We start from the raw sequence: 25,042 nt of genomic DNA, 5'->3' as shown, positions 1-25,042 counted from the left end.
GCCCCGACGAGAGGCGTCCCGCCAGGGGCGCGTTCAGGGGCGCGGGGAACCGCGCGACAAGCCACGACGCGCCCACACCCACACACCCCCGTACCGATGCACCGCCCACCCCCGCGCGAACCCCGGCGGCTCACCGCCCGCCTCCCCGAGCACCGCCACCGGCCCCCGCGCGGCCGCCGCCACGATCTCCCCCACCGTGCTGTTCTCGTTGTGCCCGCTGACCTCCGCCGACGCGCACCCCGCGTAGTACGCGACGGGAATCGCCTCACGCCCCGTCACCACGCACGGCGGCCGCACCCCGAGCCCGTGCAGCGCAGCCGCCGTACGCGCCCACGCCCGCCGCCCCGCCGCCGACCGCTCCACCACCCCGTCGAGCACCGCGTACTGCGCCGCGAGGTGCCCGGCGAGCCCCGCCGCGACCAGTACCCGCGCGGCCGTACGCCACCGGCCGGACCCGGCGGTCACCAGCCGCAGCACCGCCACGGCGACCGGGAGCGAGAGCAGCGCGTAGGCCGGGAGGAGGAAGCGCGGGGCGGCGTAGCCGATGAGGAACAGGTAGGGGAGCGCGACGGTCGTGGCGCAGGCCGACGCGGTCAGGACGGCCGGTGCCGTACGCCGGGCGCGGACCGCGACGATCGCGCCCAGCGCGGCGAGCGGCGGCAGGGCGAACCACCACCACGTCTGGGCCGGCGACGGCAGCGGCCCGGTGCACGGCCGGCACAGGGCGCGTCCGGCGAGGCCGCGGAGCTGGTCGCCGAAGGCGAGGTTCCAGCCCAGGCCGCCCTGGATACGAGAGGCGTCGGCCAGGCGTCGGCCGAGTCCGCCGTAGGCGGTGTACGCCTCCACGATCCACTCGACGGCCCCGGCGGCCAGCCCACCGGCCGGCACGAGCACCAGCACCGTCCGCCGCTGGCGGCCCCAGGCAGTGAGCGCGAGGACGAACAGCGGCACCGTCGCCCACACCGCGTCCGTCGGCCGCATGAAGGCCATGAGGGCCGCGCTCGCGCCCAGTCCCCACAGGGCGGCGCGGTCGCGGCGGTCGGCGCGGGCGCGCAGGAAGCAGGCGGTCGCGGCGAGGGCGCCGTACGCGACCCACAGGTTGGGCATGGCCTGCGGACCGTAGAAGAGCGTGACCCACAGGGTGGCGAAGAGGGCGCCGGCGAGGGTGAGGACGCGGGCCGGGAGCAGTCCCCGCCAGGCGCGCAGCGCGAGATACAGCGCGAGCCCGGAGAGCGCGGCCAGGTGGACCCGCAGCAGGACGGTGGACGACGACCAGGAGGCGACCGGTGCGACCAGCAACGACACCCCACGGGCGCGCGGCGCGCTGAAGAAGGCGGCGGGCGCGTGGTCGGCGACCTGGCTGACGTACACCGTCTCGTCCCAGCCGAGCCCCAGGTCCGGGCGGACCAGGGCGAGTTGGGCGACGGTGAACAGAACGGCCACGACCGCGAGCGGTGCCCGGCCGTGCCGGTGCGACGGCCGGCGGTGGTCGGCCGGACGGGACACCGGCCGGCCGCCGGGGCGGCGGACGCCGACGAGTGTGCCGTACGCGTCCTGACGCACCGGAGCCTCCAAGGAGAGAACGAGGAGAGAAGAGAAGAGGTGAGGACAAGAAGAGACGACAGACCTGGACAAATTACCCCACGCCTCCCACGGGTGCAGCACGGCAGTGACGAAGTGGAGGGGCGGAGCGAAAGGGGCCGAACGGAGCGCGCGTCGCATGCGCACGGCGGCCGTCACTCGTACGAGGGCGTTCGGGAACTTCCCCGCCTGGCACAGCAGTTCTGCTCGTGACGATCTCGATGATCTTGATGGTCTCGGCATGAGTGAGAAGGAGCGGCACCGCATGGTGTTCAAACGGCTGCTCGGAGCGATGGGCGTGGGCGGCCCCTCCGTGGACACGGTCCTGGACGGCGGGCGCGGCGAGGACGGGGGCGGCGACGGAGCCGTGCGGCCCGGGGACGTGCTGTCCGGACAGGTCCGTCTGGAGGGCGGCGGCTCAGCCGTGGAGGTCGAGTACATCGCCCTGGAACTGATCGCGCGCGTGGAGACCGAACACGCCGACGAGGCGGGCGGCGAGAGCGGGCGCACGGTCACGTTCGAACGGTTCGTGGTCGGCGGGGGCTTCCGGCTCGGCGAGGGCGAGCGGCGCGCCGTGCCGTTCCGGCTGACGCTGCCGTGGGAGACACCGGCGACCGAGCTGCACGGGCAGCCGCTCGGCATCGTGCTGGGTGTGCGGACGGAGCTGGCGGTGGCCGGCGCGCGGGACAGGGGCGACCTGGATCCGCTCACCGTGGCACCGCTGCCGGTGCAGGAGGCGGTGCTGGAGGCGTTCGGGCAGCTCGGCTTCGGGTTCCGGTCGGCGGATCTGGAGTACGGCCACATCGGGGGTACGGGGCAGCGGTTGCCGTTCTACCAGGAGATCGAGCTGACCCCGCCCCCGGCGTACGCGCACGCGGTGAACGAGATCGAGCTGACGTTCCTGGCCTCCCCCGCCGGAGTGGAGGTGATCCTGGAGGCCGACAAGCGCGGCGGCCTCCTCTCCCCCGGCCACGACGCGCTGACCCGTTTCACGGTCACCCACCAGGACGTCGCCGTGCGCGACTGGAGCGCGGAGGTCGACGGCTGGGTCCGCCGGCTCGTCGAACACCGCGAGGCGTACGGGTCCCACGCGGCGTACGGACACGACGCCCCGTACGCCGACCCGTACGGCACGCACTACGCCCACACCCCCGGCGGGCACCACGACGGGCACCGCTCCGGTGCGGGCATCGGCACGGCGGTCGCCGCGGGCGCGGCGGGACTGGCTGCCGGTGTCGTCGGCAGCCTGGTCGCGGCCGAAGTCGTCGACGAGATCGGCGACTTCTTCGAGGGCGACGACGAGGGCGATGAGGACTGACCCGGGCCGCGGGCGACGGCCGCCGTGCACACCTGCTCGGTCCTGCCCACGACCGACTCCATGTTCGCCCGCCCGAGCAGCGGGGCGCCCCGCCGAGCAACCGGGCCATGGCCGTCCTCGCCGAAGCGCGGCGATTCGTCCAGCGCCTCGCGCCGGTCACCGAACGCCACCGGCCGCCGCAGCCCGCGGAACGACGCGTACGCGGCGCCCGCATCCGCGAGGTTTTGCTGCTCGGTCCGCTCTGCGGCGCCGAGAACAGGAAGCCGCCGGACTCCCGCGCCGGCAGTTGGAGCATCAGGGTCTTCCCCTGCCGCCGCCCGCTGTCATTCCCGCGCCCACCTGTAGACAGCCCTGACCGGCATCGGGGGTCCGCGCACTCCCCGGTGATCATCGGCGCGGGACGCGCGTAGGCGTACTCGCGGAGGTCGAGGTGCCCGATGGCCAGGTCGAGGACGCCGCCGGGCCGACCGGCTCACCCAGCCGCGTCGGCGACCACGCCGTGCGCGCGTTCCCGTGGCACGCCGGCCGCGATGAGCATGGCGACGGCCGTGCGTGTGCCGTCGTCGGCCAGGGCGCCGGTGTTGACCTGTTCCAGCAGGGCGACGGTCATCGCCTCCAGACCGGCGCTGAGCACGTCGGCCGGGAGGTGGGTGTGGAAGACGCCGTCGCGCTGCCCGCGCTCCAGGATGGCGGTGGCCTCGTGGCGGGCCGGGGCCAGGACCTCGGCGACGCGTTCGGTGCCGAGGTCGTGCCGGGCCAGGGAGAGCAGCAGCCGGTAGCGGTCGCCGACGGCCCACATCGAGAGGGTGAAGCGGGCCAGGGCCCGCTCGGCCGGTTCCTCGGACCGGTGGGCGCCGTCCTCCAACGTGGCCTTCAGCACCTCGGACGCCTCCTCGGCCAGGGCCTCCAGGAGCGCCGCGCGCCCGGGGAAATGTCCGAAGAGGGTGCGGCGTACGACGCCGGCGGCACGGGCCAGTTCCTCCAGCGTGACGTCCGGGTCGCGGCCCAGTTCCCGGCGGGCCGTGGCCAGGATGCGCGCCCGGTTGGACCGCGCGTTGCTCCGCAGCGGTTCGCGGGCGGCGGGCTTCGGCACGGCGGGACCTCGGGGCGGGGATCGGCGGCGGAGGGCGCCCTCATTCTGGCACGGGGCCCTCGGACGGGGACGGCACACAGGGTGGCCCCTGCCCCACCACCCGCACGCCTCGTACGGCCCGCGGTCAGCCGCCGTGCGTCAGGGCGGTGCGCGCGGCGGTCAGGAGGTCCTCGGAGAGCGGGTCGTCGCTGGTGGCGCGGGCCAGGACCAGGGCCCCGACCATCGTGCACATGCGGACGAGGCCGTCCTCCTCCCCCTCGGTGGCCAGCACGTCGGCGAAGCCGCGCACGCCGTCGGCGTAGACACGGTGGGCCGCGCGGCTGTCGTCGGTGCGGGCCATGTCCGTGGCGAGTCCGGCGACGGGGCAGCCGTCCGCCGGGTTGTCGCGGTGGCGCACGGAGAGGTAGGCGTCGATCAGCTCGCGTTGTGCGGCGGCGTCGCGCGAGCCGGCGGACCGCCCGGGCCTCCCTCCTGATCCCGCCCCGGCCTGTCCCGTCCCGGCCTCCCGTCCGGCGGCGGGCGCGTAGGTGCGGGCGAGCTCCTCGAAGGCGTGTGCGGTGGCCTCGTCGACGAGTGTCTCCTTCGAGGCGAACTGCTTGTAGAAGCCGCCGTGGGTGAGACCGGCGGCCTTCATCAGGTCGGCGACGCTGACGTGGACGCCCTGTTCGCGGAAGAGCCGGGAGGCGGTCTCCACCACCCGCTGCCGGTTCTCCCGCGCCTGCGCCTGTGATACGCGACCCATCGGCCACCTCCCATTTGGATGTCGGCTGCCATCTATCCTATGCTCTCTTTAGATGTCGTACGTAATCTAAATAAGCGGACGACCGATCGAAGCCCGGTCGAAGAACCGGACACGAAGAACCGGACACCTGGAGCGGACATGGAACTCACCAACGCGGTCGCCGTCGTCACCGGAGCCAACCGGGGGCTCGGCAGGCACCTGGCCACCCAGCTCGTGGCGCGCGGCGCCAAGGTCTACGCGGCGGCGCGGCGGCCCGAGAGCGTGGACGTGCCCGGGGCCGTGCCGCTGCGCCTGGACGTGACCGACGAGGAGTCGGTACGGGCGGCGGCACGCCTCGCCTCCGACGCGACGCTGCTGATCAACAACGCGGGGATCGCCACCGGCACGGCGCTGCTCGACGGCGACCTGGACACGGTGCACCTGGAGATGCGGACCAACTTCTTCGGTCCGCTCACCGTGACGCGGGCCTTCGCCCCGGTCATCGAGGGCAACGGCGGCGGTGCCGTCCTCAACGTCCTGTCGGTGCTGTCCTGGCTGCACCCCGCGCGGGCCGGGGCCTACTCGGCGGCCAAGGCCGCCGCGTGGGCGCTGACCGACGCCGTGCGCGAGGAGCTGGCGCCCCGCGGGATCGACGTCTCGGCGCTGCACGTCGGATACATGGACACCGACATGGCCGACTTCGTACCGGCCGACCAGAAGGTCGACCCCGCCGAGGTCGCCGCCCAGGCCCTGGACGGGATCGAGCGGGCCCTGCCCGAGATCCTCGCCGACGACGTCACCCGCCTCGTCAAGCAGGGCCTGTCGGCGGCACCGGCCGCGGCCTGAACACGTACGCCCCTGCCGGGGCCGGGCACCGTCACCGGCGGGCGGGGTCCAACAGGGGCACGAGGTCGTCGAGGCGGGCACGGGCCCAGTCGTACTCCTGGCTGTCGGCGTGGCCCCGGTACACCGTCTCGACCATCATGACCAGCAGCAGGTGCAGGCAGTACAGCCGGCGCCGCACCTGCTGGGTCGTGGTGAGCGCGGGGTGTCCGTAGCCGCGCAGGAAGGGCGTGGGGTCGCCGAAGGCGGGCAGCTGCGTGCCGGCGAAGCCGCCCTCGATCAGGGGGTCTCCGTAGAAGGCGCGCTCGTGGTCGATGACGGCGACGATCCGCCCGTCCCGCACCAGGACGTTGTTGGGCCACAGGTCCCACTCCACCAGGCGCGGTTCGGTGACCTCGTCCAGGCTGTCCGCGTGCGCGGCGAGGACCGCGCGGACGGCGTCGTAGTCCCGGCCGAGGTCCACCGCGCGGCGTTCGCCGTCGGCGAGGACGTCCTCGACCATCCCGGTGAAGACCCGGCGCCAGCTCGGATCACCGGGGCCGGTGAGCGGGCCGAAGCGGTCGCCGCGCACGGAGTTGAGCTCCCGGTTGAGCGCGCCGAGCTGCTCCATGTACGCGTCGAGCCCGGCGGCGGGCAGGGTGCCGGCGAGGAGGCCGAGGTTGTCGGCGTCGACGTACGGCATGAAGAAGTAGTCGGCGTCGCACAGTTCATGACTGGTGTCGGCGAAGTGGACGTCCGGGACGGGCACCGAGGTGTCCCGGCGCAGGAGCTCCAGCACGCGCAGCTCGGTCGCCATGGCGCCGCGTTCGTAGGTGAGCACCTCCACGTGCGGCGGCGGGGCGATCTTGAGCACCACCTCGGCGCCGTCACGCAGCCGGATGCGGTAGGCGACGTTGAACCAGCCGTGGCCCAGCTCGCTCGCCCAGCCCTCGCCGTGCGGGACGCGGCCGGGTCCGTAGGCGCGCTCGGCGAGGGCCCGCAGGGCGGCGGACGACTGTCTGTTTTTGGTGACGCTCTCCATGCGGGTCCTCCCGGCAGGGGCGGCTCGGAAGGGGCAGCATGCCGCACACCGTACGAACCCGTCACCCGCCCCTCCCGGGCAGAGCGCTTTTCAGGCCCCGAGCCCGATGCCGCCCCCGACGACGATGTTCTGCCCGGTGACATAACCGGCGGCGTCGGAGACGAGGAAGGCGACCACCTCGGCGACCTCGTCGGCGGTGCCGAACCGGCCGAACGGGACGCGGGCTGCGGTGGCCTCGGTGACCTGGGCGAGGAGCTCGGCCGGCATGCCGGACTTCGTCCAGATCGGGGTGTCGACGGCTCCCGGACTCACGGCGTTGACGCGGATCCGCCGGGGTGCCAGCTCGACGGCCAGGGAGGGCACCATCGCCAGCAGGGCGCCCCTGCTGCCCGCGGTGACGCTGCCTCCCGCGATGCCCCGGGTCGCGCCGATGCCCACGGTGAAGACGACCGACGCCCCGTCGGCGAGCAGCGGGCACGTCTTCTGGAGGGTGAAGAACTGGCCCTTCGCGTTGACCTGGAACACCTCGTCGAAGGTCGCCTCGTCGGCCTCGGCCAGGGGCGTCAGGCGGGTGACGCCGGCGTTGAGGAAGAGGGCGGTGAGCGCGCCGAAGCGGGTGCGGACCTCGTCGGCGACGCGGTCCGCGTCGGGCAGGGACCGCGCGTCGGCGCGGAGAACGACCACGTCCTCGGGGAGCTCCCGCCGGGCGGCGTCGAGCGTCTCGGGGTTCTGCCCCGTGACCATCACCCGGTAGCCGCGGGCGTGCAGCAGTTCGGCCGTCGCTCTGCCGATACCGCTGGTGCCACCGGTGATCAGGGCGGCGGGGGGTGTGGGAGCGGATGTGGACACAGGGGTACTCCTTCAAAAGGACGGCAGGTCGGGAGGCGGCACCGGAGACCGCCGGACCGCCGCCGTCCACCCTGCCCCCGGGGCTCGCCGCACGGCCAATAGATGTTCCGCATCGGCTGGTACGGGTGGCGCATCGACGCAGGTCAGCGCGGTGAGCCACCCGTCGTCCGCCGGGGAGCCGACGGGGCCGCCCCTTCCGACGCCACCGTCGCCTCGGTCGCGTCCGTCGCCGCGAGGGAGGCCGGCGGGCGCAGTCGCTCCTCGGAGGGGGAGCCGGGCTCGGCGGCGCAGGCGGTGAGGGTGGGACCGGGTTCGGCGGTCGGCCCCATGCCCCCGTGGGCGAGGATGAGGTCGCCGACGGCCCGGTGGTGGAAACCGGTCGGTGCCGCTGCCGTGCCGACGGACGTCGTGGGCACCCCAGCGGGTGCGGAACTCCTCGCTGCGGGTGGACAGTTCGCCGATGAGGTCGTGCAGGTCCCTGTCATGGCGGTCGCGCCCCGCCTCGGTGCGCAGCCTCGCCCGCGTCTCCGTCGGCACGGCCACCACGCTGACCCTGCTGGAACCGGCGGTCGCCGCGGTCCTGGCCGTCACCGTGGTCGGCGAACACCTGCCCACCACCGGCTGGACCGGCGTCGCCCTCGTGGTGGCCCGCCCGGCCGTCCTCACCATCCCGGGCCGAGGGGCGTCGTCCGGCCGCGAGGAGTCCGGCCGCGGGGCATCGTCCGGTCGCGTCGCATCGTCCGATCGCGGGCATCGTCCGGTCGCGCCGCGGCATCCTGTCTCAAAGCCGCACACGAATCGCACACATCCCCTCTACATACCGGCCCCGATGGTCTAGATTGACGGTGCTCCAGGCGTTCGGGCACGGCGAGCAGTAATGATCTTCGGGGGATGATCGATCAGTGAAGTTTCCCGCACTTCCCGCGCTTCCCGTGTTTCCCCGGCACATCGGGGTTTCCCTGGGTTTTCTGCGGTTTCATTGATGTTCGAATAGCTGTCGAACGGTCCGAGAAAGTCACTGGAAAAGCGAGTTCGCTGCCGCGAGGGTGGGTAGTCCAAAGCAGCGCCGAAACACCGGGGATGTCGTGCGCGGGAGGCGGGGGCCTTCCACGGCGAGGAACGGCGCGGGGCGGGGGGCGGTGCCCCCCGCGAAGGGGAGGGACTGCGAGGGGCGGGGGCCCCTGGCAGTGAGCACAGTGGTGGGCGCGTGCGCTCCACCACTGGTGACCTGGGGGGGTTTCTGTGCGACAGGGGGAATTGGTCAGCCCTTTTCCGTCGGCATCCGGGCATTTGACGGACGGGGCGGACGAGGCGATCAGACCGCGCGCGAGTGACTGGGAACAGCGCTACCGCCGTACGGTGATCATCACCGATACGGTGGTCACCGCCTTGGTCGCCTCGGTGATCGGGGAATTCTTCGGAGCCCGGGACGCGGCCAACTGGCACGAGAAGTGGGGGATTCTCGGCTTCGGTACCGAGTTACTTGTGTTGGGGGCTCTGGCGGTGAGCCGGGCGTGGGCGCCGGCCGTACTCGGTCAAGGGGCCGAGGAATTCCGCCGGCTCGGCCGCTCGCTGTTCATGGCGACGGTCGTTCTGGCGCTCGGCGGTATCGCGCTCACCTCACGCAACATCAAACTCTGGATATTCGTCGCGGTCCCCGCGATCGCCCTCGTCACCATGGTCGCCCGCTATCTGCTGCGCCTCTGGCTGCACAGGCAGCGCAAGGCGGGCCGGTGCCTGAGACCGGTGCTCGCCGCCGGGAATCCGGCCACCGTACGCGATCTGATCACCCGTACCCGCAAGTTCCCGCACCTCGGCTGGCGGGTGGACGCGGTGTGCACGCCGGGCGGTGCGGGACCCGACAGCGACTATGTGGACGGGGTGCCGGTCGTCGGACGGCTGGCGGAAGTAGCGGGCCACGTCCGCCGCGACGGCTACCGTGTCGTCGCCGTCACGCCCGACCCGCACTGGTCGCCGGACCGGCTGCAGCGGCTCGCCTGGAACCTGGAGGGCAGCGACGCCGAGATGGTCGTCGCCCCGGTACTGATGGAGGTGGCCGGCCCGCGGCTGCACGTCGACGCGGTGCTCGGCATCCCGCTGCTGCGGGTCAGCCTGCCGACCTTCACCGGGGGCCGCCGGGTGATCAAGGAGGTCGTGGACCGGCTGGGGGCGGCGCTCCTGCTGCTGCTGTGCGCACCGCTGATGGTGCTCGTCGCCCTGCTGGTGGTGGCGGACAGCCGGGGCGGGGCGTTCTATCGCCAGCGCCGGGTCGGCAAGGACGGCCGCGAGTTCACCATCCTCAAGTTCCGCACGATGGTGGTCGGTGCCCACCGGGCCCGCGCCGCGCTGGCGGACCGCGACGAGGGCGCCGGGCTGCTGTTCAAACTGCGCCGGGATCCGCGGGTGACCCGGGTGGGGACGGTGCTGCGCCGCTACTCGCTCGACGAGCTCCCGCAGTTGTTCAACGTGCTCACCGGGTCGATGTCGCTGGTGGGTCCGCGGCCCCCGCTGCCGGAGGAGTCCGCCGCGTACGGGCCGGACATCCGGCGGCGGTTGCTGGTCAAGCCCGGGCTCACCGGGCTGTGGCAGATCAGCGGGCGCAGCGACCTGCCGTGGGAGGAGGCGGTGCGCCTGGACCTGCGGTACGTCGAGGACTGGTCGCTCGCCCTGGACACGGTGATCTTGTGGAAGACGCTGCGCGCGGTGCTCTACGGGCAGGGCGCGTACTGAGACGCGGGGTCCCCTGCCGGTGCGCGGTCTCGTGCGCCGGTACGGGACCGGGGGGAGGAACGGTCATGGGAGCTGGGGGGAGGAACGGGTCATGAAGGTCAGCGTGTTCGGGCTCGGTTACGTGGGCTGTGTGTCGGCCGCGTGCCTGGCCGGCATGGGGCACGAGGTCATCGGGGTGGACGTCAACCGGGTCAAGGTCGACCTGGTCAACGACGGCAAGGCGCCGGTGGTCGAGGAGCGGATCGGCGAGCTGATCGCCGAGGTGGTGGCCGGGGGGACGTTACGCGCCACCACCGACGTCCGCGAGGCGATAGCGGGCAGCGAGGTGTCTCTGGTCTGCGTGGGCACGCCCTCGGAGCCCAACGGCAGCCTGTGCACGACGTACTTGGAGCGGGTCACCGAGGAGATCGGCGCCGCGCTGGCCGAGAAGCAGGCCGCGAGGCGGGCCGGGACACAGGACGGGGAGCGGGCCGGGACACAGGACGGGACACAGGACGGGGAGCGGGCCGGGACACAGGCCGGAGCACAGGCCGGGCAGTTCGGGCAGGGGGTCCGGCACACCGTCGTCTTCCGCAGCACCATGCTCCCGGGCACCTGCCTGAACCTGCTGGTGCCGCTGCTGGAGAAGCACGCCGACGGTCTCGCCGGGGTGGACGTCGGGGTCGCGGTCAACCCGGAGTTCCTGCGCGAGGGCACGAGCGTGCGGGACTTCTTCGACCCGCCCAAGACCGTCGTCGGCGAACTCGACCCGGCCAGCGGCGACACCGTGCTGGAGCTGTACGAAGGCCTGCCCGGCGAGGTGTTCCGGGTGCCGATCCCGACGGCCGAGGCGATCAAGTACGCGGACAACGCCTTCCACGGCCTCAAGATCGGCTTCGCCAACGAGCTGGGCGCGGTGTGCCAGGCGCTCGGCGTCGACTCGCACCAGGTGATGGACGTCTTCCTGGCCGACCGCAAGCTGAACATCAGCCCCGCCTATCTGCGTCCCGGGTTCGCCTTCGGCGGCTCCTGCCTGCCCAAGGACCTGCGCAGCCTGGTCCACGCGGCGCAGCGGGCCGACGTGTCGGTGCCGATCCTCGCCCATGTGCTGCCGTCCAACTCCGCGCACCTGGAGCGGGCGGTGGAGCTGGTGGAGCGCACGGGCAGACGCAGAGTGGGCCTGTTCGGGCTGTCCTTCAAGCCCGGCACCGACGACCTGCGCGAGAGCCCGCTCGTGGAGCTGGCGGAGCGGCTCTTCGGCAAGGGGTACGACCTGCGCATCCACGACGCCCACGTGAGCCTGTCCCGGCTTCTCGGCGCGAACCGCGAGTACGTCGAGACGCGGCTGCCGCATCTCGCGCAGCTCCTCGCGGACTCCGTCGAGGAGGTTCTCGACCACGCCGAGGTGTGCCTGGTCGGCACCAGGGATCCGGCCGTCCTCGCGGCGCTGCCGCACGGCGACGGCCCCGTGATCATCGATCTCGTCCGCCTCCCCGACGCCGAGACGCGCCGGGCCGAACCGGGGTACGTGGGCCTTGCCTGGTGACACATCGTTCGAGGACGAGAACGACAGAGCGGACAGCCGGGCGAACGGCTCCTCCTCGGCCGGGAGTTCCGGTGGCCGGGCTCGGCGCCGTCGTGCGCTGATCCTCGTCGAGAACCTCTCCGTGCCGTTCGACCGCCGGGTCTGGCAGGAGTGCACGACGCTGCGCGACGCCGGCTGGGAGGTGCACGTCATCTGCCCCCGGGGGACCAAGCGGGACACGGAGGCGGAGGCGGTGGTCGACGGGGTGCGGATCCACCGCTACCCGTTGCGCGCGGCCACCGGCGGTCCCGCCGGTTACCTGCGGGAGTACGGCTCGGCGCTGTGGCACACGGCCCGGCTGGCCCGCAGGGTCGGCCCGGTCCACGTGGTGCACGCCTGCAACCCGCCCGACCTGCTGTTCCTGCCGGCGCTGCGGATGAAGCGGCGCGGCGCGCGGTTCGTCTTCGACCAGCACGACCTGGTGCCCGAGCTGTACCTGTCCCGGTTCGGCCGCGGCAGGGACGTGCTGTACCGGGCGGTGTGCGCGCTGGAACGGCTGACCTACCGGGCCGCGGACGTCGTCCTCGCCACCAACGAGAGCTACAAGGAGGTCGCGGTCCGCCGCGGCGGCCGACGGCCCGAGGACGTGTTCGTGGTGCGCAGCGCCCCGCAGACGGACCGCTTCCGACCGGTGCCGCCGGAGCCGGAGTTGAAGCGGGGCAAGCCCCATCTGCTGTGCTACCTCGGCGTGATGGGCCCGCAGGACGGCGTCGACTATGCGCTGCGGGCGCTGGCGAAGCTGCGCGACGAGCAGGGGCGGACCGACTGGCACGCGGTGTTCGTCGGGTCCGGCGACGCCTTCGACGCGATGGTGGAGCTCTCCCGCGACCTCGGGCTCGAGGACCAGGTGGAGTTCACCGGGCGCGTCCCGGACGCCGACCTGGTGCGGCATCTGTCCACCGCGGACGTGTGCCTCTCCCCCGACCCGCGCAACCCGCTGAACGACGTGTCGACGATGAACAAGGTCCTGGAGTACATGGCGATGGGCCGGCCGATCGTGTCGTTCGACCTCAAGGAGGCGCGGGTCTCCGCCGGTGACGCCGCCCTCTACGCGCCGGCCAACGACGAGTCCGCGTTCGCCGGGCTCGTCGCGGTGCTGCTGGACGATCCGGAGCGGCGGGCCCGGATGGGCGGCATCGGCCGGGAGCGGATCGAAGGGCGGCTTGCCTGGCGGAACTCCCAGGCGGCGCTGCTCGCCGCCTACGCCGCCGCCTGCGAGAGCCGCACCCCACGCACGGGACGGGGGCGGCGGCGTTGAGCGAGGACCCGATCCGGCTGGTCACCCTCGGACACATACTGCGCCGGCGACGGCGGCTGCTCGCCCTCCTCGTCGTCCTCGGCGCACTCGCCGGCTACGGCACCTCGCTGCTGTTCCCGCCCCGCTACACGGCGTCCGCGTCGGTGCTGCTGCCGGGGCAGTGGGAGGAGCGCGAGCTGCTGACCCAGGCGGAGATCGCGAGCAGTTCGACCGTGATCGACCGCGCGGCCGCCTCGCTGCACCGGAGCGACGTCGACCGCGCCGAGCTGCGGGACGATGTGAAGGCCAAGGCCACCGACGGCAACATCATCAAGATCTCGGGCACGGCGGACACCCCGGGGCGCGCCCAGCGGCTCGCCGACCAGGTGGCGCAGCAGTTCGTCACGTTCGCCGGGCGGATCGCGGGCGACACCTCCGACACCGACGACACGACGGGGCCGCAGGCGCTGCGGCAGCAGGTGACGGAGACCGACCGGCGGATCAGCGATCTGGCCGAGGCCGCCGATCCCGGGCAGACCGTGGAGAGCGTGCAGGCCCGCACCGAGCTGGAGCAGTTGCGGACCGCGTTGCAGGAGGCGATGAAGAAGCTGGACGACGCCGATCCGGCGACCAACAAGGCGGGCATGGTCGTCATGGGCCCGGCGCCCCGGCCGGACGGTGAGGCGCCGCCGACGCGGACCCAACTCGTCGCCGCGGGCGCGGTGCTGTTCCTGCTGCTCGGCGTCGTCGGCCACCTCGTCGCCGCGCGGACCAACCGCCGGCCGCGAACCGAGGCGGAGATCGCCGCGGCGCTCGGTGCGGCGCCGCTGGGCACCGTCGACGTGCCCACCGGGCGGCGCGGGCCGAGGCGCCGCGGGCCGCGGGCCCGGCTGCGCCGGCTGCTGGGCACCGACGCCCGCTGGGACGTGCCGGTGCCGCGGACGACCGAGGACGAGGCCGCGCTGCGGCTGCGTTACCGGCGGGTGTGCGCGCGGGTGCGGGACCGGCTGCCGGTGCCGGGGAGGGTGCTGGTGGTCGTGCCGGACGGCGACGGGATCGCCCGGCACGCGGCGGGGCGGCTGGCCGCCGAGGCCGGGGGCGATCCCGCCGCCGCCCCGGGCGCCACGAACGGGACGCACCCCCCGCTGCGGGTGGTGGAGGTGCCGGTGTCCCGGCCGATCGTGCCGGACCGGGGCACCGAGGCCGGTGCGCTGGTCGTGCTCGGCGCGGGCAACTGGACCGAGGAGGAACTCGCCGGTCTCGCCGGGGCGTGCGCGGACGCCGGGCACGAGGTCGTCGGCGTCGTCGTCGCCGGCCCGGTCCGGGTCCGCGGGAGACGGTCCGCCGGCCGCGGGAACGGCACGGCCGCGAAGGACGCCGTCCCGGACACCGCCGCTCCGGCGCTCGCCGCGCGCGGCCGCACGACGGGGGGTTCCGCATGACGACGAGCCACGCGGTGGAGCCGTCGGCCGGTGCGCCGCTGCTCGACCTGCAGTCGCTGCTGGCGGCGGTGCGCAGACGCCGCCGTCTGTGGGGGTCGCTGGCGCTGCTGGGGCTGCTGATCGGCGCGGCCGTGGCGGTGCTGCTGCCCCCGGCGCCGACCGCGGTGACGACGGTGCTGGTCACGCACGCGGAGGACCAGCCGAACGACACCGGCACGCTGATCCGCACCGACGTGGAACTGCTCGGGACCACCCGGATCGCCGGCGCCGCGCTGCGGTCCCTCGGCTCCTCCCAGAAGCCCGAGGACTTCCTGCGGGAGTACCGGGGCACCGGCCTCACCAACAACCTGCTGCGGATCGAGGTGACCGGCGACAGCGACGCGAAGGCGGTGGCCCGCGCCGGGGCGCTGGCCGACGCGTTCGTCGCCGACCATGTGCGGCGGATGCGGCGGACCGCCGACGCCGAGGCGCAGGCCCTGCAGGACCAGCGCGACCGGATGCGGAAGGAACTCGCCCAGGTCAACAAGGCGATCGGGGCCGAGTCGCCGGAGCGGGACCCGAAGGCGTCGGCGAGCGTCGAGTCGCTCTTCGCCCGCCGGGCCGAACTGAACTCGCGCATCGCCGACTTCGACGAGCGCGCGGCGGAGGCCCGCACCGGCACACCGAAGGTCGCGGCCGGCACGCAGATCGTGGACGACGCCCGCGCGGTGCCGCACTCCCTGCCCAGGGCCCTGGTCACCGACGCGGTGATCGGGCTGGTCCTCGGCCTGGTGCTGGGGCTCGCGGTGGCGGCGGTCGGCGCGGTGGTCGCGGACCGTCCGGTGCTTCGCCGGGAGATCGCGGCGCACCTGGGCACCTCGGTCCTCGCGGAACTGCGCGCGGGCGGCCGTCGCGCCCCCGCCGCGCGCGCCCGCCTCACCACGACCCTCGCCCGTACGGTGCGCGGGGCAAAGGGGCCGTTCGCCCTGCTGGAGCTGGGCTGCGCACGCACCGCCGGCGTCCTCGCGCTCGGCCTGGCGGGGGCGCTCCAGGCGGAGGGCCCGGTGGTCGTCGTCGACGGCCTGCCCGGCCGGGAGGCGACGAAGGCCGGCCGGCGGGGAGGCCCGAAGGTGATCACCGCCGCGTCCGACGACCCCCCGGACGCCGGGCGCCGGATCGGGGCCGGTTCCGTCCGGCCCGGTACCGCCTGGGCCGATCTGCCGTACCTGGGCGAGCGGGCGGTGCTCGTGGTGCGGGCCGGGCACGGGAGTGCCGCCTGGCTGCACACGGTGGCGCGGCAGCTCGCGGAGCGGCACGTCGAGGTGCTCGGGGCGGTGCTGGTGGACCCCGATCCCCGTGACCGTACCGACGGCACATTGTGGAACGGCGGGCTTCACGACGGGCCGGGGCGATACAGCGGGGTGGCCGTACCGGTGGCGGCGTCCCGTCCGCGCGCGGACCGGCCGCCGGTGCCGGTGCCGCGGGTCCCCTCGGTGCCGGACAGCGATCAGGAGGTGCGTTAGCACATGTGTGGCATCGCGGGCACCTACCGCTGGCCGGACGGCAAGGCCGTGGCCGACCGGCTCACCGCCGTCCTCGCCCACCGCGGCCCGGACGCGGCGGGCCGCTACGGGCACCCCGTCGGCGACGGCGAGGTGCAGTTCGGGCATCGCAGGCTGTCCATCATCGACCTGTCGGAGACCGGCGCCCAGCCGATGGTCTCCGACGGCCTGGCCCTCACCTACAACGGCGAGCTCTACAACGCGCCCGAGCTGCGGGCCGAACTGGAGTCCGCCGGGGTCCGGTTCCGGGGCACCTCCGACACCGAGGTGCTCCTTCAGGCGTGGCGGCGCTGGGGCACGGACTGTCTGCCCCGGCTGCGCGGCATGTTCGCGTTCGCCGTCTTCGACGAGCGCACCGGCGAACTGACGCTGGCACGGGACCAGTTGGGTATCAAGCCGCTGTTCCTGCTGCGGCGCGGCGGGGGCCTGGTGTTCGCCTCCGAGCTGAAGGCGCTGGCCACCGTGACCGGCGGGAGGCTGGAGGTGGACCACGCGGCGCTGGTGGCCTCGCTGCTGTACTACTGGGTGCCGGACTCGCGGTGCGCGTACCGCGAGGCGGAGAAGCTGCCGCCCGGGACCTGGCTGCGGCTGCGGCCCGACGGCCGGGAGGAGCGCGGCCGGTACTGGAGCCTGAAGGAGGTCGCCGCCGAGGGCCGGGAGCGTGCCCTGGCGGGCGAGGTGCCGGACCTGGCCGCCGTCGTCGAGGAGTCGACCCGGCGTCATCTGATGTCCGACGTGCCCGTGGCGACGTTCCTCTCCGGTGGCCTGGACTCCAGCTATCTCACCGCGCTGGCGGCCCGCGACCGGCCCGGGATCTCCGCCTACACGATCGGGTTCCGCGCCGAGGACTCCCGCTTCGAGGCGATGCCGGACGACCTGCGGTACGCCCGCGAGGTGGCCGCCCGGTTCGGCGTCGATCTGCACGAGATCGAGATCGCCCCGGACGTGCTCGACCTGCTGCCGCAGATGACCTACCACCTGGACGAGCCGATCGGCGACCCCGCCGCGATCAACACGTATCTGATCTGCTCGGCCGCCCGGGAGGCCGGGGTCAAGGTGATGCTCTCGGGGATGGGCGCCGACGAGCTGTTCGCCGGCTACCGCAAGCACCTGGCCAATGTGCTCGCGCTGCGCTACCAGCGGGTTCCGCGCCCGCTGCGGCGCGGGCTGTCGGCAGCGGTGGACCGGCTGCCGGTGGCCTCCGCCCGCCGGGGCTACCGGTCGGTGCGGTTCGCGAAGCGGTTCCTCACCTTCGCCGATCTGCCGGAGGAGACCGCGTTCCGGCGCAGCTACACCATGTACGACCGCGAGGAGCTGCTCTCCCTGGTCCATCCGGACCTGGCGGGCACGGTCGACGACGTGCTGACCGAGCACGCGGACGTGTACGAGGACAACGACCTCGACGACTTCGTCAACCGGATGTGTCTGGGCGACGCCCGGATGTTCCTGCCGGGCCTCAACCTCGCCTACACGGACCGCTCCAGCATGGCCGCGTCGACCGAGGTCCGGGTGCCGTACGTGGACGTCGAGGTGGTGCGGGCGGCGTTCGCGTTCCCCGGCGACCGCAAGATCGTCGGACGGCAGGGCAAGGCCGTGCTGAAGGAGGCGGCCACTTCCGTGCTGCCCCGGGAGATCGTGTACCGGCCCAAGGGCCTGTTCAGCGCCCCGTTGCGGGCGTGGATGAGCCGGGACCTGGCACCGCTGGTGCGCGAGGTGGTGCACGACGGCGAACTGGTGCGCGCGGGGCTGCTGCGGCGCGAGGCGCTGCAACGGCTGGTGGCCGAGGACGCCGCCGGGCAACGGGACTTCTCCAAGCACCTGTGGCACGTGCTGACCCTGGAGCACTGGTATCGCGGCGCGACCTCGGGGGCCTCACTGCCCCTTCCGTGACGGCACGACCCACCACTTGCGTCCCGGCGAAGAGACGAAACGAAGAGGACTTTCGGTGAAACAGGTCGTACAGAACTACAAGAGCGGTGAGCTGGCGCTCCTCGACGTGCCGGTGCCGGGGTGCAAGCCGGGCGGGGTGCTGGTCCGCACCGCCTACTCGCTGATCTCCACCGGGACCGAGCTGATGAAGGTGTCCGAGGCCGGCATGTCGATGCTCGGCAAGGCCCGCTCCCGGCCCGACCAGGTCGCCAAGGTCGTGCGGAGCGTGGCCGCCAACGGGGTGCCCGCCACCTACCGCAAGGTGATGGGCAAGCTGGACTCCTACACGCCGCTGGGCTACTCGCTGTGCGGGGTGGTCGAGGAGGTCGGCGCCGGGACCGACGACGTGAAGGTCGGCGACCTGGTGGCCTGCGCGGGCAACGAGCACGCGCTGCACGCCGAGGTCAACTGGGTGCCGAAGAACCTCTACGCACCCGTGCCGGACGGTCTCGCGCCCCGGCACGCGGCGTTCGGCACGGTCGGGTCGATCGCGTTGCAGGGCGTGCGGCAGGGCGAGTCGCGGCTCGGCGAGGTGGCGCTGGTCGTCGGACTCGGGCTGATCGGGCAGTTGGTGACGCAGCTCCTGACCGCCTCGGGGGTACGTGTCGTCGGCGCCGACCCCGACCCGGCCCGCTGCGAGCTGGCGACACGCCTGGGCGCCGTCGCCTGCGGCGATCCCGCGTCCTCCGCCGTGGAGAGCGCCGTCGCGGAACTCACCGACGGCCACGGCGCGGACCAGGTGTATCTGGCGGCCGGCGGCGGCAGCAACCAGCCGGTCGAGCTGGCCGCCCGGCTGAGCCGGGACCGGGGCCGGGTCGTCGACATCGGCAAGTGCCGCCTCGACCTGCCGTGGAACGCGTACTACGAGAAGGAGCTCGACGTCCGCTTCTCCCGCAGCTACGGCCCCGGGCGCTACGACCCGGAGTACGAGCTGGAGGGCCGGGACTACCCGATCGGCCATGTGCGCTGGACCGAGCGCCGCAACCTGGCCTGCTTCCTGGACCTGGTCGCCCGGGGCCGCGTCGACGTGGAGCCGCTCGTCTCGCACGTCGCCGAGTTCGACGACGCCGTCGAGGCGTACCGGCGGCTCAAGGACGGCGAACTCAAGGCGGTGGCCGTGCTGTTCCGCTACCCGGGGCACCCGGTGGAGACGGTGCCGCCGGAGGTGGGCGTGCCCGCCGTGCGGCGCGGCACCACGGCACCCACCCCTTCGCGGGCCGCCGGGACCCCGGTGCGGCTGGCGTTCGTCGGCGCCGGGAACTACGCGACGTCGATGCTGCTGCCGCACCTGGCCGGGCGTGACGGCGTCGAGCTGTCCACGGTCGTCACCACGACGGCGCTGTCCGGCGCCAACGCGCAGCGCAAGTTCGGCTTCGGAGAGGCGACCACCGACCTCGACGCCGTCCTCGAAGACGCCTCCGTCGACGCGGTGTTCGTCGTGACCCGGCACAACTCGCACGCCGAGCTGACCCGGAAGGCGCTGCTCGCGGGCAAGGCGGTGTTCGTGGAGAAGCCGCTCGCGCTCACCGGGGAGGAACTGGACCGGGTGGTCGCGGCGGTGGAGGAGTCCGGCAACGACCGGCTCCAGGTGGGTTTCAACCGCCGCTTCGCCCCGCTGCTGGTGGAGGCAGGGAAGCGGTTCGGGCCGCGTACCGGTCCGGCGAACCTGCGCTACCTGGTCAACGCGGGCCGGCTGGACCCGGGCAGCTGGTACCTGCGGCAGCAAACGGAGGGTTCGCGGTTCGCGGGCGAGGGCGGGCACTTCGTCGACACGGCGAGCCGGCTGCTGGGGGCCGACCCGGTCTCGGTGTACGCGACGGCCTCCCCGGGCAACGAGGACCTCCAGGTCGTCCTCGGCTACCCGGACGGGTCAACGGCCACCCTCAGCTATGTCACCACCGGTCCGTCCGGTTTCCCCAAGGAGACGTTGGACCTGGTCGCGGACGGCAGGGCGTTGCGGCTCGACGACTTCGTGCGCGCCTCGGTGTACGAGGGCCGCCGCCGCACGTGGGTCTCCTCGCGGCTGCCCAAGGCCCGCGACAAGGGCCAGGTCGCCGAACTGGCCGCGTTCGTACGGGCCGTGCGGACCGGCGGCCCGATGCCGGTGCCGCTTCAGTCGCTGGTCGCCACCACGGCGGCCACCCTCGCGGTCGGGGCGAGCCTGGCGGCCGGTGCCCCGGTGACACTGGCGGGGGCACGATGACCGCGCTGCCGGGGAGCCCCGGCTGGTACCTGCGGCGGCTGTCCCGGATGGGGCCGCAGGAGGTCGGCGGCCGGGTGGGCGACGCGGTGCGCCGACGGCGGTGGCGGTCGGCGCCTCCGGACGGGCCACGCGTGAGCGGTGCCCGGTTCACCGCCGTGCTGCCCGCCGGCACGCTCGCCGCGGTGCCGCCGGACGCCGCGAAACGCCTGCTCGCCGAGGCGGACCGGCTGATGGACGGGCACGCCGAGTTCTTCGGCGTGCGCCGGGACGACATGGCCGACCCGGACTGGTCGTACGACCCCAGGACCGGGCGCCGGGCCCCGTCGGGCCATGCCTTCGACGTGCCGTACCGGGACGAGGCGGCGGTCGGGGACATCAAGCAGATCTGGGAGCCGTCCCGGCACCAGTACCTGACCGTGCTCGCCGCCGCCCACGCGCTCACCGGCGACGAGCGGTACGCGGAGCGGGTGGCCGCGCATCTGCGGTCCTGGTGGGCGGTCAACCCGCCGCTGCGCGGGGCGCACTGGACGAGCGGCATCGAGCTGGGCATCCGGCTGCTGTCGTGGGTGTGGATCCGCCGTCTGCTCGACGGGTGGCCGGGCGCGGCGGCGCTGTTCGAGGACAACCCGGTGGCGGTGCGGCAGATCTGGCACCACCAGCGCTGGCTGGCCGCGTTCCCCAGCCGGGGCTCGTCGGCCAACAACCACGCCGTGGCCGAGACCGCCGGGCAGTCGGCCGCGGCCTGCGCGTTCGGCTGGTTCCCGGACTCGGCGCGGTGGCGGGCCGACGCGCTGCGCGCGCTGGACCGGCATCTGCGTGCCAACACCTTCCTCTCCGGTCTCAACCGAGAGCTGGCCACCGAGTACCACGGGCTCGTCCTGGAACTCGGCCTGGCCGCGCTGGCGGAGGCGGACGCGGCCGGGGTCCCGGTCCCGGCGACGACTCGGCTGGTGCTGCTGCGGATGACGGACGCGCTCGCCGCCGTCGTCGACGACCGGCTGCGGCCACCGCGCCAGGGCGACGCGGACGACGGGCACGGCCTGGTCGTGGACGGGGCGGGCACCGACCGCTGGGGTTCGCTGCTGGCCACCGGGGACGCCGTGTTCGGCGCCCTGCCCTGGTGGCCCGCCGTGACCGGCACCGATGTGCGCAGCGGGCTGCTGGCCGCGCTCGTCCGCCCCACCGAACCGTCCGCGCGCCGCCCCGCCGCCCGGCCCGCCCACTTCGCGGACGCGGGGCTCACCGTCCTGCGCGGCCCGGGAGGCATCTGGTGCCGCTGCGACGGCGGCCCGCACGGCTTCCTGTCCATCGCCGCGCACGCCCACGCGGACGCGCTGTCGCTGGAGGTGCGGCACGACGGCGTCGACGTGCTCGCCGACCCGGGGACGTACTGCTACCACGGGCAGCCGGAGTGGCGCCGCTACTTCCGCTCCACGCAGGCCCACAACACCCTGGAGCTGGACGGCGAGGACCAGTCCGTCTCCGGCGGCCCGTTCCTGTGGACGCGGCACGCCCGCAGCCGCGTCACCGACGTGCACACGTCCGGGGCGGGGGTGTCCCGGTGGTGCGCCGAGCACGACGGCTACCGGGGTTCCGTGCACCGCCGCCAGGTCGAACTCATCGACGCAGAGCGGGAGTTGCGGGTGACCGATGAGGTGCGCGGCCCGCGCCGGGCGGTGCGCCTGGCGTTCCACCTCGGCCCGGCCCTCACCGCCGAACTCGACGGGCACCGGGCCGAGTTGACCTGGTCCCGGGACGGCACGCCGCGCTCCGCGGTGCTCGACCTGCCCCGCCGGCTGTCCTGGCGGGCCCACCGCGGCGAGAGCGATCCGCCGCTGGGCTGGTACTCCCCCGGCTTCGGCCGCAAGGAGCCCGCCACGACGCTGCTCGGCACCGGATTCACCGATGACACGCACGAGTTCACCACCGTGCTCACGTTCCGCGACTAGGCACGGCCGCAGAGAACCGCAGCGAGCCGCAGAGAAAGGAGGAGGACGCGTGGGAGACAACTGGTGGCGCCGGACATGGGCGGCGGCGGTACTGGCACCGGTTCTGCTGGTGTCCGGCTGTGACGGCTCGCCGGACGCCCCGAAGGCGAGACCGACCACCGCGCCCTCCACGGCCGCGACCCGGCACGTGGCCCGGGTGTGCGCGAAACCCCCGGCGGGGCCCGCGAAGGCGCCGGCCGGCGCGGTCACCGTCGACCCCTCGGTCGTCGGCGACCTCGCCGCCAAGACGAGAAGCAGCCCGGCGAGGACGACGTTCTGGCTGCGACCGGGCAGGCACCGGCTCGACAAGGACCGGTTCTCCCAGGTCGTGCCCAAGAAGGGCGACCGCTACCTCGGCGCGCCGGGCGCGGTGCTCGACGGGCAGAAGACCAACCAGTACGCGTTCACCGGCTCCGCCACCGACGTCATCCTCAGCCATCTGACCGTGCAGCACTTCGTCGCGCCGCAGGACGAGGGCGTCGTCAACCACGACTCGGCCGACGGATGGGTCGTCGAACACTCGACGATCCGGCGCAACTCCGGCGCCGGGCTGATGGCGGGCGCCCGCCAGAAGGTCCGCGACAACTGCCTGCGCGACAACGGGCAGTACGGCATGAACGCGTACAAGGGCGACGGGCCGCTGCGCGACCTGGTGGTCGAGGGCAACGAGATCACCGGCAACAACACCGGCGACTGGGAGAAGCGGCGGCCCGGCTGCGGCTGCACCGGGGGCATCAAGTTCTGGGCCGTCGACGGCGCCGACGTCCGAGGCAACTGGGTGCACGACAACCGGGGCACCGGGCTGTGGGCCGACACCGACAACAACGACTTCCGCATCGAGAAGAACGTGCTGGAGGCCAACGACGGTGCCGCGCTGATCTACGAGACGAGCTACAACGCGGTCGTCCGGGACAACGTCATCCGGCGCAACAACTGGGTGGAGGGCCGCAAGTACGCCGACCGCGGCGACAACTTCCCCTTCGCGACGGTCTACATCTCCGAGTCCGGCGGAGAGCCGCGCGTCCCGGCCCGTACGGACGAGATCGAGATCTACCGCAACGTGCTGGAGGACAACTGGTCCGGGATCACCCTGTGGGAGAACGCCGACCGGTTCTGCAACAGCCCCGCCAACACCTCCTCCGGCGACTGCACGCTGCTGGTGAAGGACAGGAAACGCTGCGCGCGGCCGGCCATCGCGAAGGCGCCGCTCTACGCGGACTGCCGCTGGAAGACCCAGCGGGTGGACATCCACGCCAACCGCTTCGTGCTGCACAAGTCCGTCGTCGGCTGCACGGTGAAGTGCGACCGGATGGCGGTGCTGGCCAACTACGGCACGTATCCCGACTGGTCGCCCTACAAGGGTGAGCGGGTGGCCGAGGCGATCACCGGCAAACAGCACAACCGTTGGCACGACAACGTCTACGTCGGGCCGTGGAAGTTCGTCGCCCACGACCCGAGCCGGGTGCTGGACGGCCAGGAGTGGCGGGCCACGCCCTACCGGCAGGACGCGGGCAGCACGTTCGACGGTGACGCGGGGGCGGGGGGCTGAGATGAGCGCACACCCGCGCGGCACGGGGACGGTGGACACCTCGCCCGGCGCCGCACCGCACCCGGCCCGTGTCCCCCGGACCGTCGGGGTCGTCTGGGGCCTGCTGGTCCTCGACACCCTCGGCTCCGCCGGGGCGAAGACCATCGTTCCGCTGCCCCGCTCCCTCATCCAGATGGTCACCATGGGCGCGCTGGTCCTGGCGTTCGCGCTGGCACTCGTCGTCAATCCCCGGCCCGCGCTTGCGGGGCGGGGCCTATCTGTCCCTGCTCACCCTGCTGCTGGTGCCGAGCGTCCTGTCCAGCGCCGACCTCCAATCCGGGTTCGGGGCGCTGTTCCGCTGCTCCCGACTGGCCCTGTTCGTCGGCACGCTGTGGCTGCTGAGCCGCTGGTGGGACGGGAGCGACACGTTCGTACGGCACCACATCCGGGCGTACTTCGTGGTGCTCGGGTCGGTCGCCGCCGGGGCGCTCGTCTCGCCGGGGATGGCACTGCCCGACCTCTACGGGGGACGGCTGGTGGGTGCGCTGTGGCCGCTCACCCCGCCGCAGATCGGCCAGTACGCCGCCGTGATCAGCGGCCTGGCCGTGCTGCTCCTGCTGGGCCGCCGGACCGACCGGCGCAGCGCCGCGATGGTCGTCGTGCCGTCGCTGGTGCTGCTCGCGCTCACCCACACCCGCACGGCCACCCTCGGCCTGCTGGTGGGGCTGCTGGTGGCGATCGGCTCGCTCTTCCTGACCAGCGCCGCCGCCCGCCGGTTCTTCACCTGGGCGGTGGTGTGCGCGGCCGTGGCGGCGGTGGCGTTCGGCTCCGTACTCCAGGCGTGGTTCCTGCGGGGGCAGAGCGAGGAGAACTTCTCCAGCCTCACCGGCAGGGCCAAGGTGTGGCACGCGCTGCTCGCGGCACCCCGGACCGCGACCGAGCAGGTGTTCGGCACGGGGCTGGGCGACAAGTCGTTCGACGGGCTCCCGATCGACAACAGCTGGCTGGCCGTCTACCACGAGCAGGGCCTGCTGGGGGTCTCGCTGGTCGCGGCGGCGATCCTGGTCCTGGGCACCGTGGCGCTGCTGCGGCCGCCGTCGCCGGCGCGGGCCTGCGCGCTCTTCCTGATCAGCTACTGCGCCCTCGCCTCCTACACCGAGGCGGGGCTGGGCGACGCCTCGCCGTACCTGCTGCACCTGGCCGTGGCCGCCTCGCTGCTCGCGGCGCCGGTACCCGCGTCCCGTACGGCCGCCCTCGCACCGCCCGCTCGCCCGGTCGCGGCCGCCGCACCACCCGCTCACCCCGCACCACCCGCTCGACCGGTGCCGCCCGATCGCCCCGCCTCGGCCGCCGCACCGCCGACGGCACCCGCACCCGCCTCCCCCGCCCCGCCCACGCCCGAACCCCCGCGCCGACGCGTCCCGCGCTGGGCCCGGAAACCGGAGGTTCCCTGA

The 25,042-nt window shown here is 73.7% G+C and carries 17 protein-coding genes and 2 pseudogenes; 13 read left to right on the top strand and 6 right to left on the bottom strand.

The window, feature by feature from the left end:
- Nucleotides 1–33 precede the first annotated feature (33 nt).
- Nucleotides 34–1,563 carry a hypothetical protein gene (locus tag QFZ64_RS26545; protein ID WP_373430670.1) on the bottom strand — a complete coding sequence of 510 codons (1,530 nt, stop codon included), beginning with the start codon at nt 1,561–1,563 and terminating at the stop codon, nt 34–36.
- A gap of 283 nt (nt 1,564–1,846) precedes the next feature.
- On the opposite strand from QFZ64_RS26545, the gene QFZ64_RS26540 reads away from it, so the two are divergent.
- Nucleotides 1,847–2,899, top strand: coding sequence for a sporulation protein (locus QFZ64_RS26540; protein ID WP_307071874.1), 1,053 nt, complete (start codon nt 1,847–1,849; stop codon nt 2,897–2,899).
- Between the two features lie 472 nt (nt 2,900–3,371).
- On the opposite strand, the gene QFZ64_RS26535 is transcribed toward QFZ64_RS26540, so the two are convergent.
- Nucleotides 3,372–3,992 (bottom strand): TetR/AcrR family transcriptional regulator, encoded by a 621-nt coding sequence (locus tag QFZ64_RS26535; RefSeq protein ID WP_307069878.1) that lies wholly within the window; start codon nt 3,990–3,992, stop codon nt 3,372–3,374.
- Between the two features lie 124 nt (nt 3,993–4,116).
- Nucleotides 4,117–4,734, bottom strand: coding sequence for a TetR family transcriptional regulator (locus tag QFZ64_RS26530; protein ID WP_307069876.1), 618 nt, complete (start codon nt 4,732–4,734; stop codon nt 4,117–4,119).
- 138 nt (nt 4,735–4,872) lie between these two features.
- Here QFZ64_RS26530 and QFZ64_RS26525 point away from each other — a divergent pair, with 138 nt between their 5' ends.
- Nucleotides 4,873–5,559: an SDR family oxidoreductase gene (locus tag QFZ64_RS26525; protein ID WP_307069874.1), complete on the top strand. Its 687-nt coding sequence runs from the start codon at nt 4,873–4,875 to the stop codon at nt 5,557–5,559.
- Between the two features lie 31 nt (nt 5,560–5,590).
- Here the strand turns inward: QFZ64_RS26525 and QFZ64_RS26520 are convergent, their stop codons facing one another.
- The 3 genes and pseudogenes from QFZ64_RS26520 to QFZ64_RS26510 form a co-directional block, all read right to left on the bottom strand.
- The gene (locus QFZ64_RS26520) at nt 5,591–6,577 is read right to left on the bottom strand and encodes a phosphotransferase family protein (protein ID WP_307069872.1); all 987 of its coding nucleotides are present in this window, start codon (nt 6,575–6,577) and stop codon (nt 5,591–5,593) included.
- A 90-nt stretch (nt 6,578–6,667) separates the two neighbouring features.
- Nucleotides 6,668–7,426: an SDR family oxidoreductase gene (locus QFZ64_RS26515; protein ID WP_307069871.1), complete on the bottom strand. Its 759-nt coding sequence runs from the start codon at nt 7,424–7,426 to the stop codon at nt 6,668–6,670.
- Between the two features lie 143 nt (nt 7,427–7,569).
- Nucleotides 7,570–7,945, bottom strand: a pseudogene (locus QFZ64_RS26510) (transcriptional regulator); the annotation flags it as partial.
- On the opposite strand from QFZ64_RS26510, the gene QFZ64_RS26505 reads away from it, so the two are divergent.
- The 11 genes and pseudogenes from QFZ64_RS26505 to QFZ64_RS26455 all read left to right on the top strand — a co-directional run bounded on the left by QFZ64_RS26505 (nt 7,887) and on the right by QFZ64_RS26455 (nt 25,042).
- Nucleotides 7,887–8,264, top strand: coding sequence for a hypothetical protein (locus QFZ64_RS26505; RefSeq protein WP_307071982.1), 378 nt, complete (start codon nt 7,887–7,889; stop codon nt 8,262–8,264). The pseudogene QFZ64_RS26510 and the gene QFZ64_RS26505 sit on opposite strands and share 59 nt — an antisense overlap.
- Nucleotides 8,265–8,668: 404 nt before the next feature.
- Nucleotides 8,669–10,156: a sugar transferase gene (locus QFZ64_RS26500; protein ID WP_307069869.1), complete on the top strand. Its 1,488-nt coding sequence runs from the start codon at nt 8,669–8,671 to the stop codon at nt 10,154–10,156.
- Between the two features lie 91 nt (nt 10,157–10,247).
- Nucleotides 10,248–11,681: a nucleotide sugar dehydrogenase gene (locus tag QFZ64_RS26495; RefSeq protein WP_307069866.1), complete on the top strand. Its 1,434-nt coding sequence runs from the start codon at nt 10,248–10,250 to the stop codon at nt 11,679–11,681.
- On the top strand, nt 11,671–12,978 hold the full coding sequence (locus QFZ64_RS26490) for a glycosyltransferase family 4 protein (protein WP_373430669.1): 1,308 nt from the start codon (nt 11,671–11,673) through the stop codon (nt 12,976–12,978). The genes QFZ64_RS26495 and QFZ64_RS26490 overlap by 11 nt, the downstream gene beginning before the upstream one ends.
- Nucleotides 12,975–14,399, top strand: a complete 1,425-nt coding sequence (locus QFZ64_RS26485) for a Wzz/FepE/Etk N-terminal domain-containing protein (RefSeq protein WP_307069864.1) — start codon at nt 12,975–12,977, stop codon at nt 14,397–14,399. The genes QFZ64_RS26490 and QFZ64_RS26485 overlap by 4 nt, the downstream gene beginning before the upstream one ends.
- Nucleotides 14,396–15,901: a Wzz/FepE/Etk N-terminal domain-containing protein gene (locus QFZ64_RS26480; RefSeq protein WP_307069861.1), complete on the top strand. Its 1,506-nt coding sequence runs from the start codon at nt 14,396–14,398 to the stop codon at nt 15,899–15,901. The genes QFZ64_RS26485 and QFZ64_RS26480 overlap by 4 nt, the downstream gene beginning before the upstream one ends.
- Before the next feature lie 3 nt (nt 15,902–15,904).
- Nucleotides 15,905–17,830 carry an asparagine synthase (glutamine-hydrolyzing) gene (asnB, locus tag QFZ64_RS26475; protein ID WP_307069859.1) on the top strand — a complete coding sequence of 642 codons (1,926 nt, stop codon included), beginning with the start codon at nt 15,905–15,907 and terminating at the stop codon, nt 17,828–17,830.
- A 55-nt stretch (nt 17,831–17,885) separates the two neighbouring features.
- A complete protein-coding gene (locus tag QFZ64_RS26470) occupies nt 17,886–20,072 on the top strand; it encodes a bi-domain-containing oxidoreductase (RefSeq protein ID WP_307069857.1) in 2,187 nt (728 codons plus the stop codon).
- Complete coding sequence (locus tag QFZ64_RS26465; RefSeq protein WP_307069855.1) at nt 20,069–22,021, top strand: alginate lyase family protein; 1,953 nt, start codon at nt 20,069–20,071, stop codon at nt 22,019–22,021. Before QFZ64_RS26470 ends, QFZ64_RS26465 begins: the two co-directional genes overlap by 4 nt.
- A 49-nt stretch (nt 22,022–22,070) precedes the next feature.
- Nucleotides 22,071–23,609: a right-handed parallel beta-helix repeat-containing protein gene (locus QFZ64_RS26460; RefSeq protein ID WP_307069853.1), complete on the top strand. Its 1,539-nt coding sequence runs from the start codon at nt 22,071–22,073 to the stop codon at nt 23,607–23,609.
- 1 nt (nt 23,610) lies between these two features.
- A pseudogene (locus QFZ64_RS26455) lies at nt 23,611–25,042 on the top strand (O-antigen ligase domain-containing protein).

The sequence above is a fragment of the Streptomyces sp. B3I8 genome (assembly GCF_030816915.1).
GTDB lineage: Bacteria > Actinomycetota > Actinomycetes > Streptomycetales > Streptomycetaceae > Streptomyces.
Note: the sequence above shows the minus strand (reverse complement) of the source record. Positions and strands in the feature narration are given on the sequence as shown.

Coding starts and splice junctions, on each gene's coding strand:
- QFZ64_RS26530 (WP_307069876.1), bottom strand. CDS start 4,734: ATGGGTCGCGTATCACAGGCGCAGGCGCGGGAGAACCGGCAGCGGGTG.
- QFZ64_RS26525 (WP_307069874.1), top strand. CDS start 4,873: ATGGAACTCACCAACGCGGTCGCCGTCGTCACCGGAGCCAACCGGGGG.
- asnB (WP_307069859.1), top strand. CDS start 15,905: ATGTGTGGCATCGCGGGCACCTACCGCTGGCCGGACGGCAAGGCCGTG.
- QFZ64_RS26520 (WP_307069872.1), bottom strand. CDS start 6,577: ATGGAGAGCGTCACCAAAAACAGACAGTCGTCCGCCGCCCTGCGGGCC.
- QFZ64_RS26505 (WP_307071982.1), top strand. CDS start 7,887: ATGAGGTCGTGCAGGTCCCTGTCATGGCGGTCGCGCCCCGCCTCGGTG.
- QFZ64_RS26495 (WP_307069866.1), top strand. CDS start 10,248: ATGAAGGTCAGCGTGTTCGGGCTCGGTTACGTGGGCTGTGTGTCGGCC.
- QFZ64_RS26465 (WP_307069855.1), top strand. CDS start 20,069: ATGACCGCGCTGCCGGGGAGCCCCGGCTGGTACCTGCGGCGGCTGTCC.
- QFZ64_RS26480 (WP_307069861.1), top strand. CDS start 14,396: ATGACGACGAGCCACGCGGTGGAGCCGTCGGCCGGTGCGCCGCTGCTC.
- QFZ64_RS26540 (WP_307071874.1), top strand. CDS start 1,847: ATGGTGTTCAAACGGCTGCTCGGAGCGATGGGCGTGGGCGGCCCCTCC.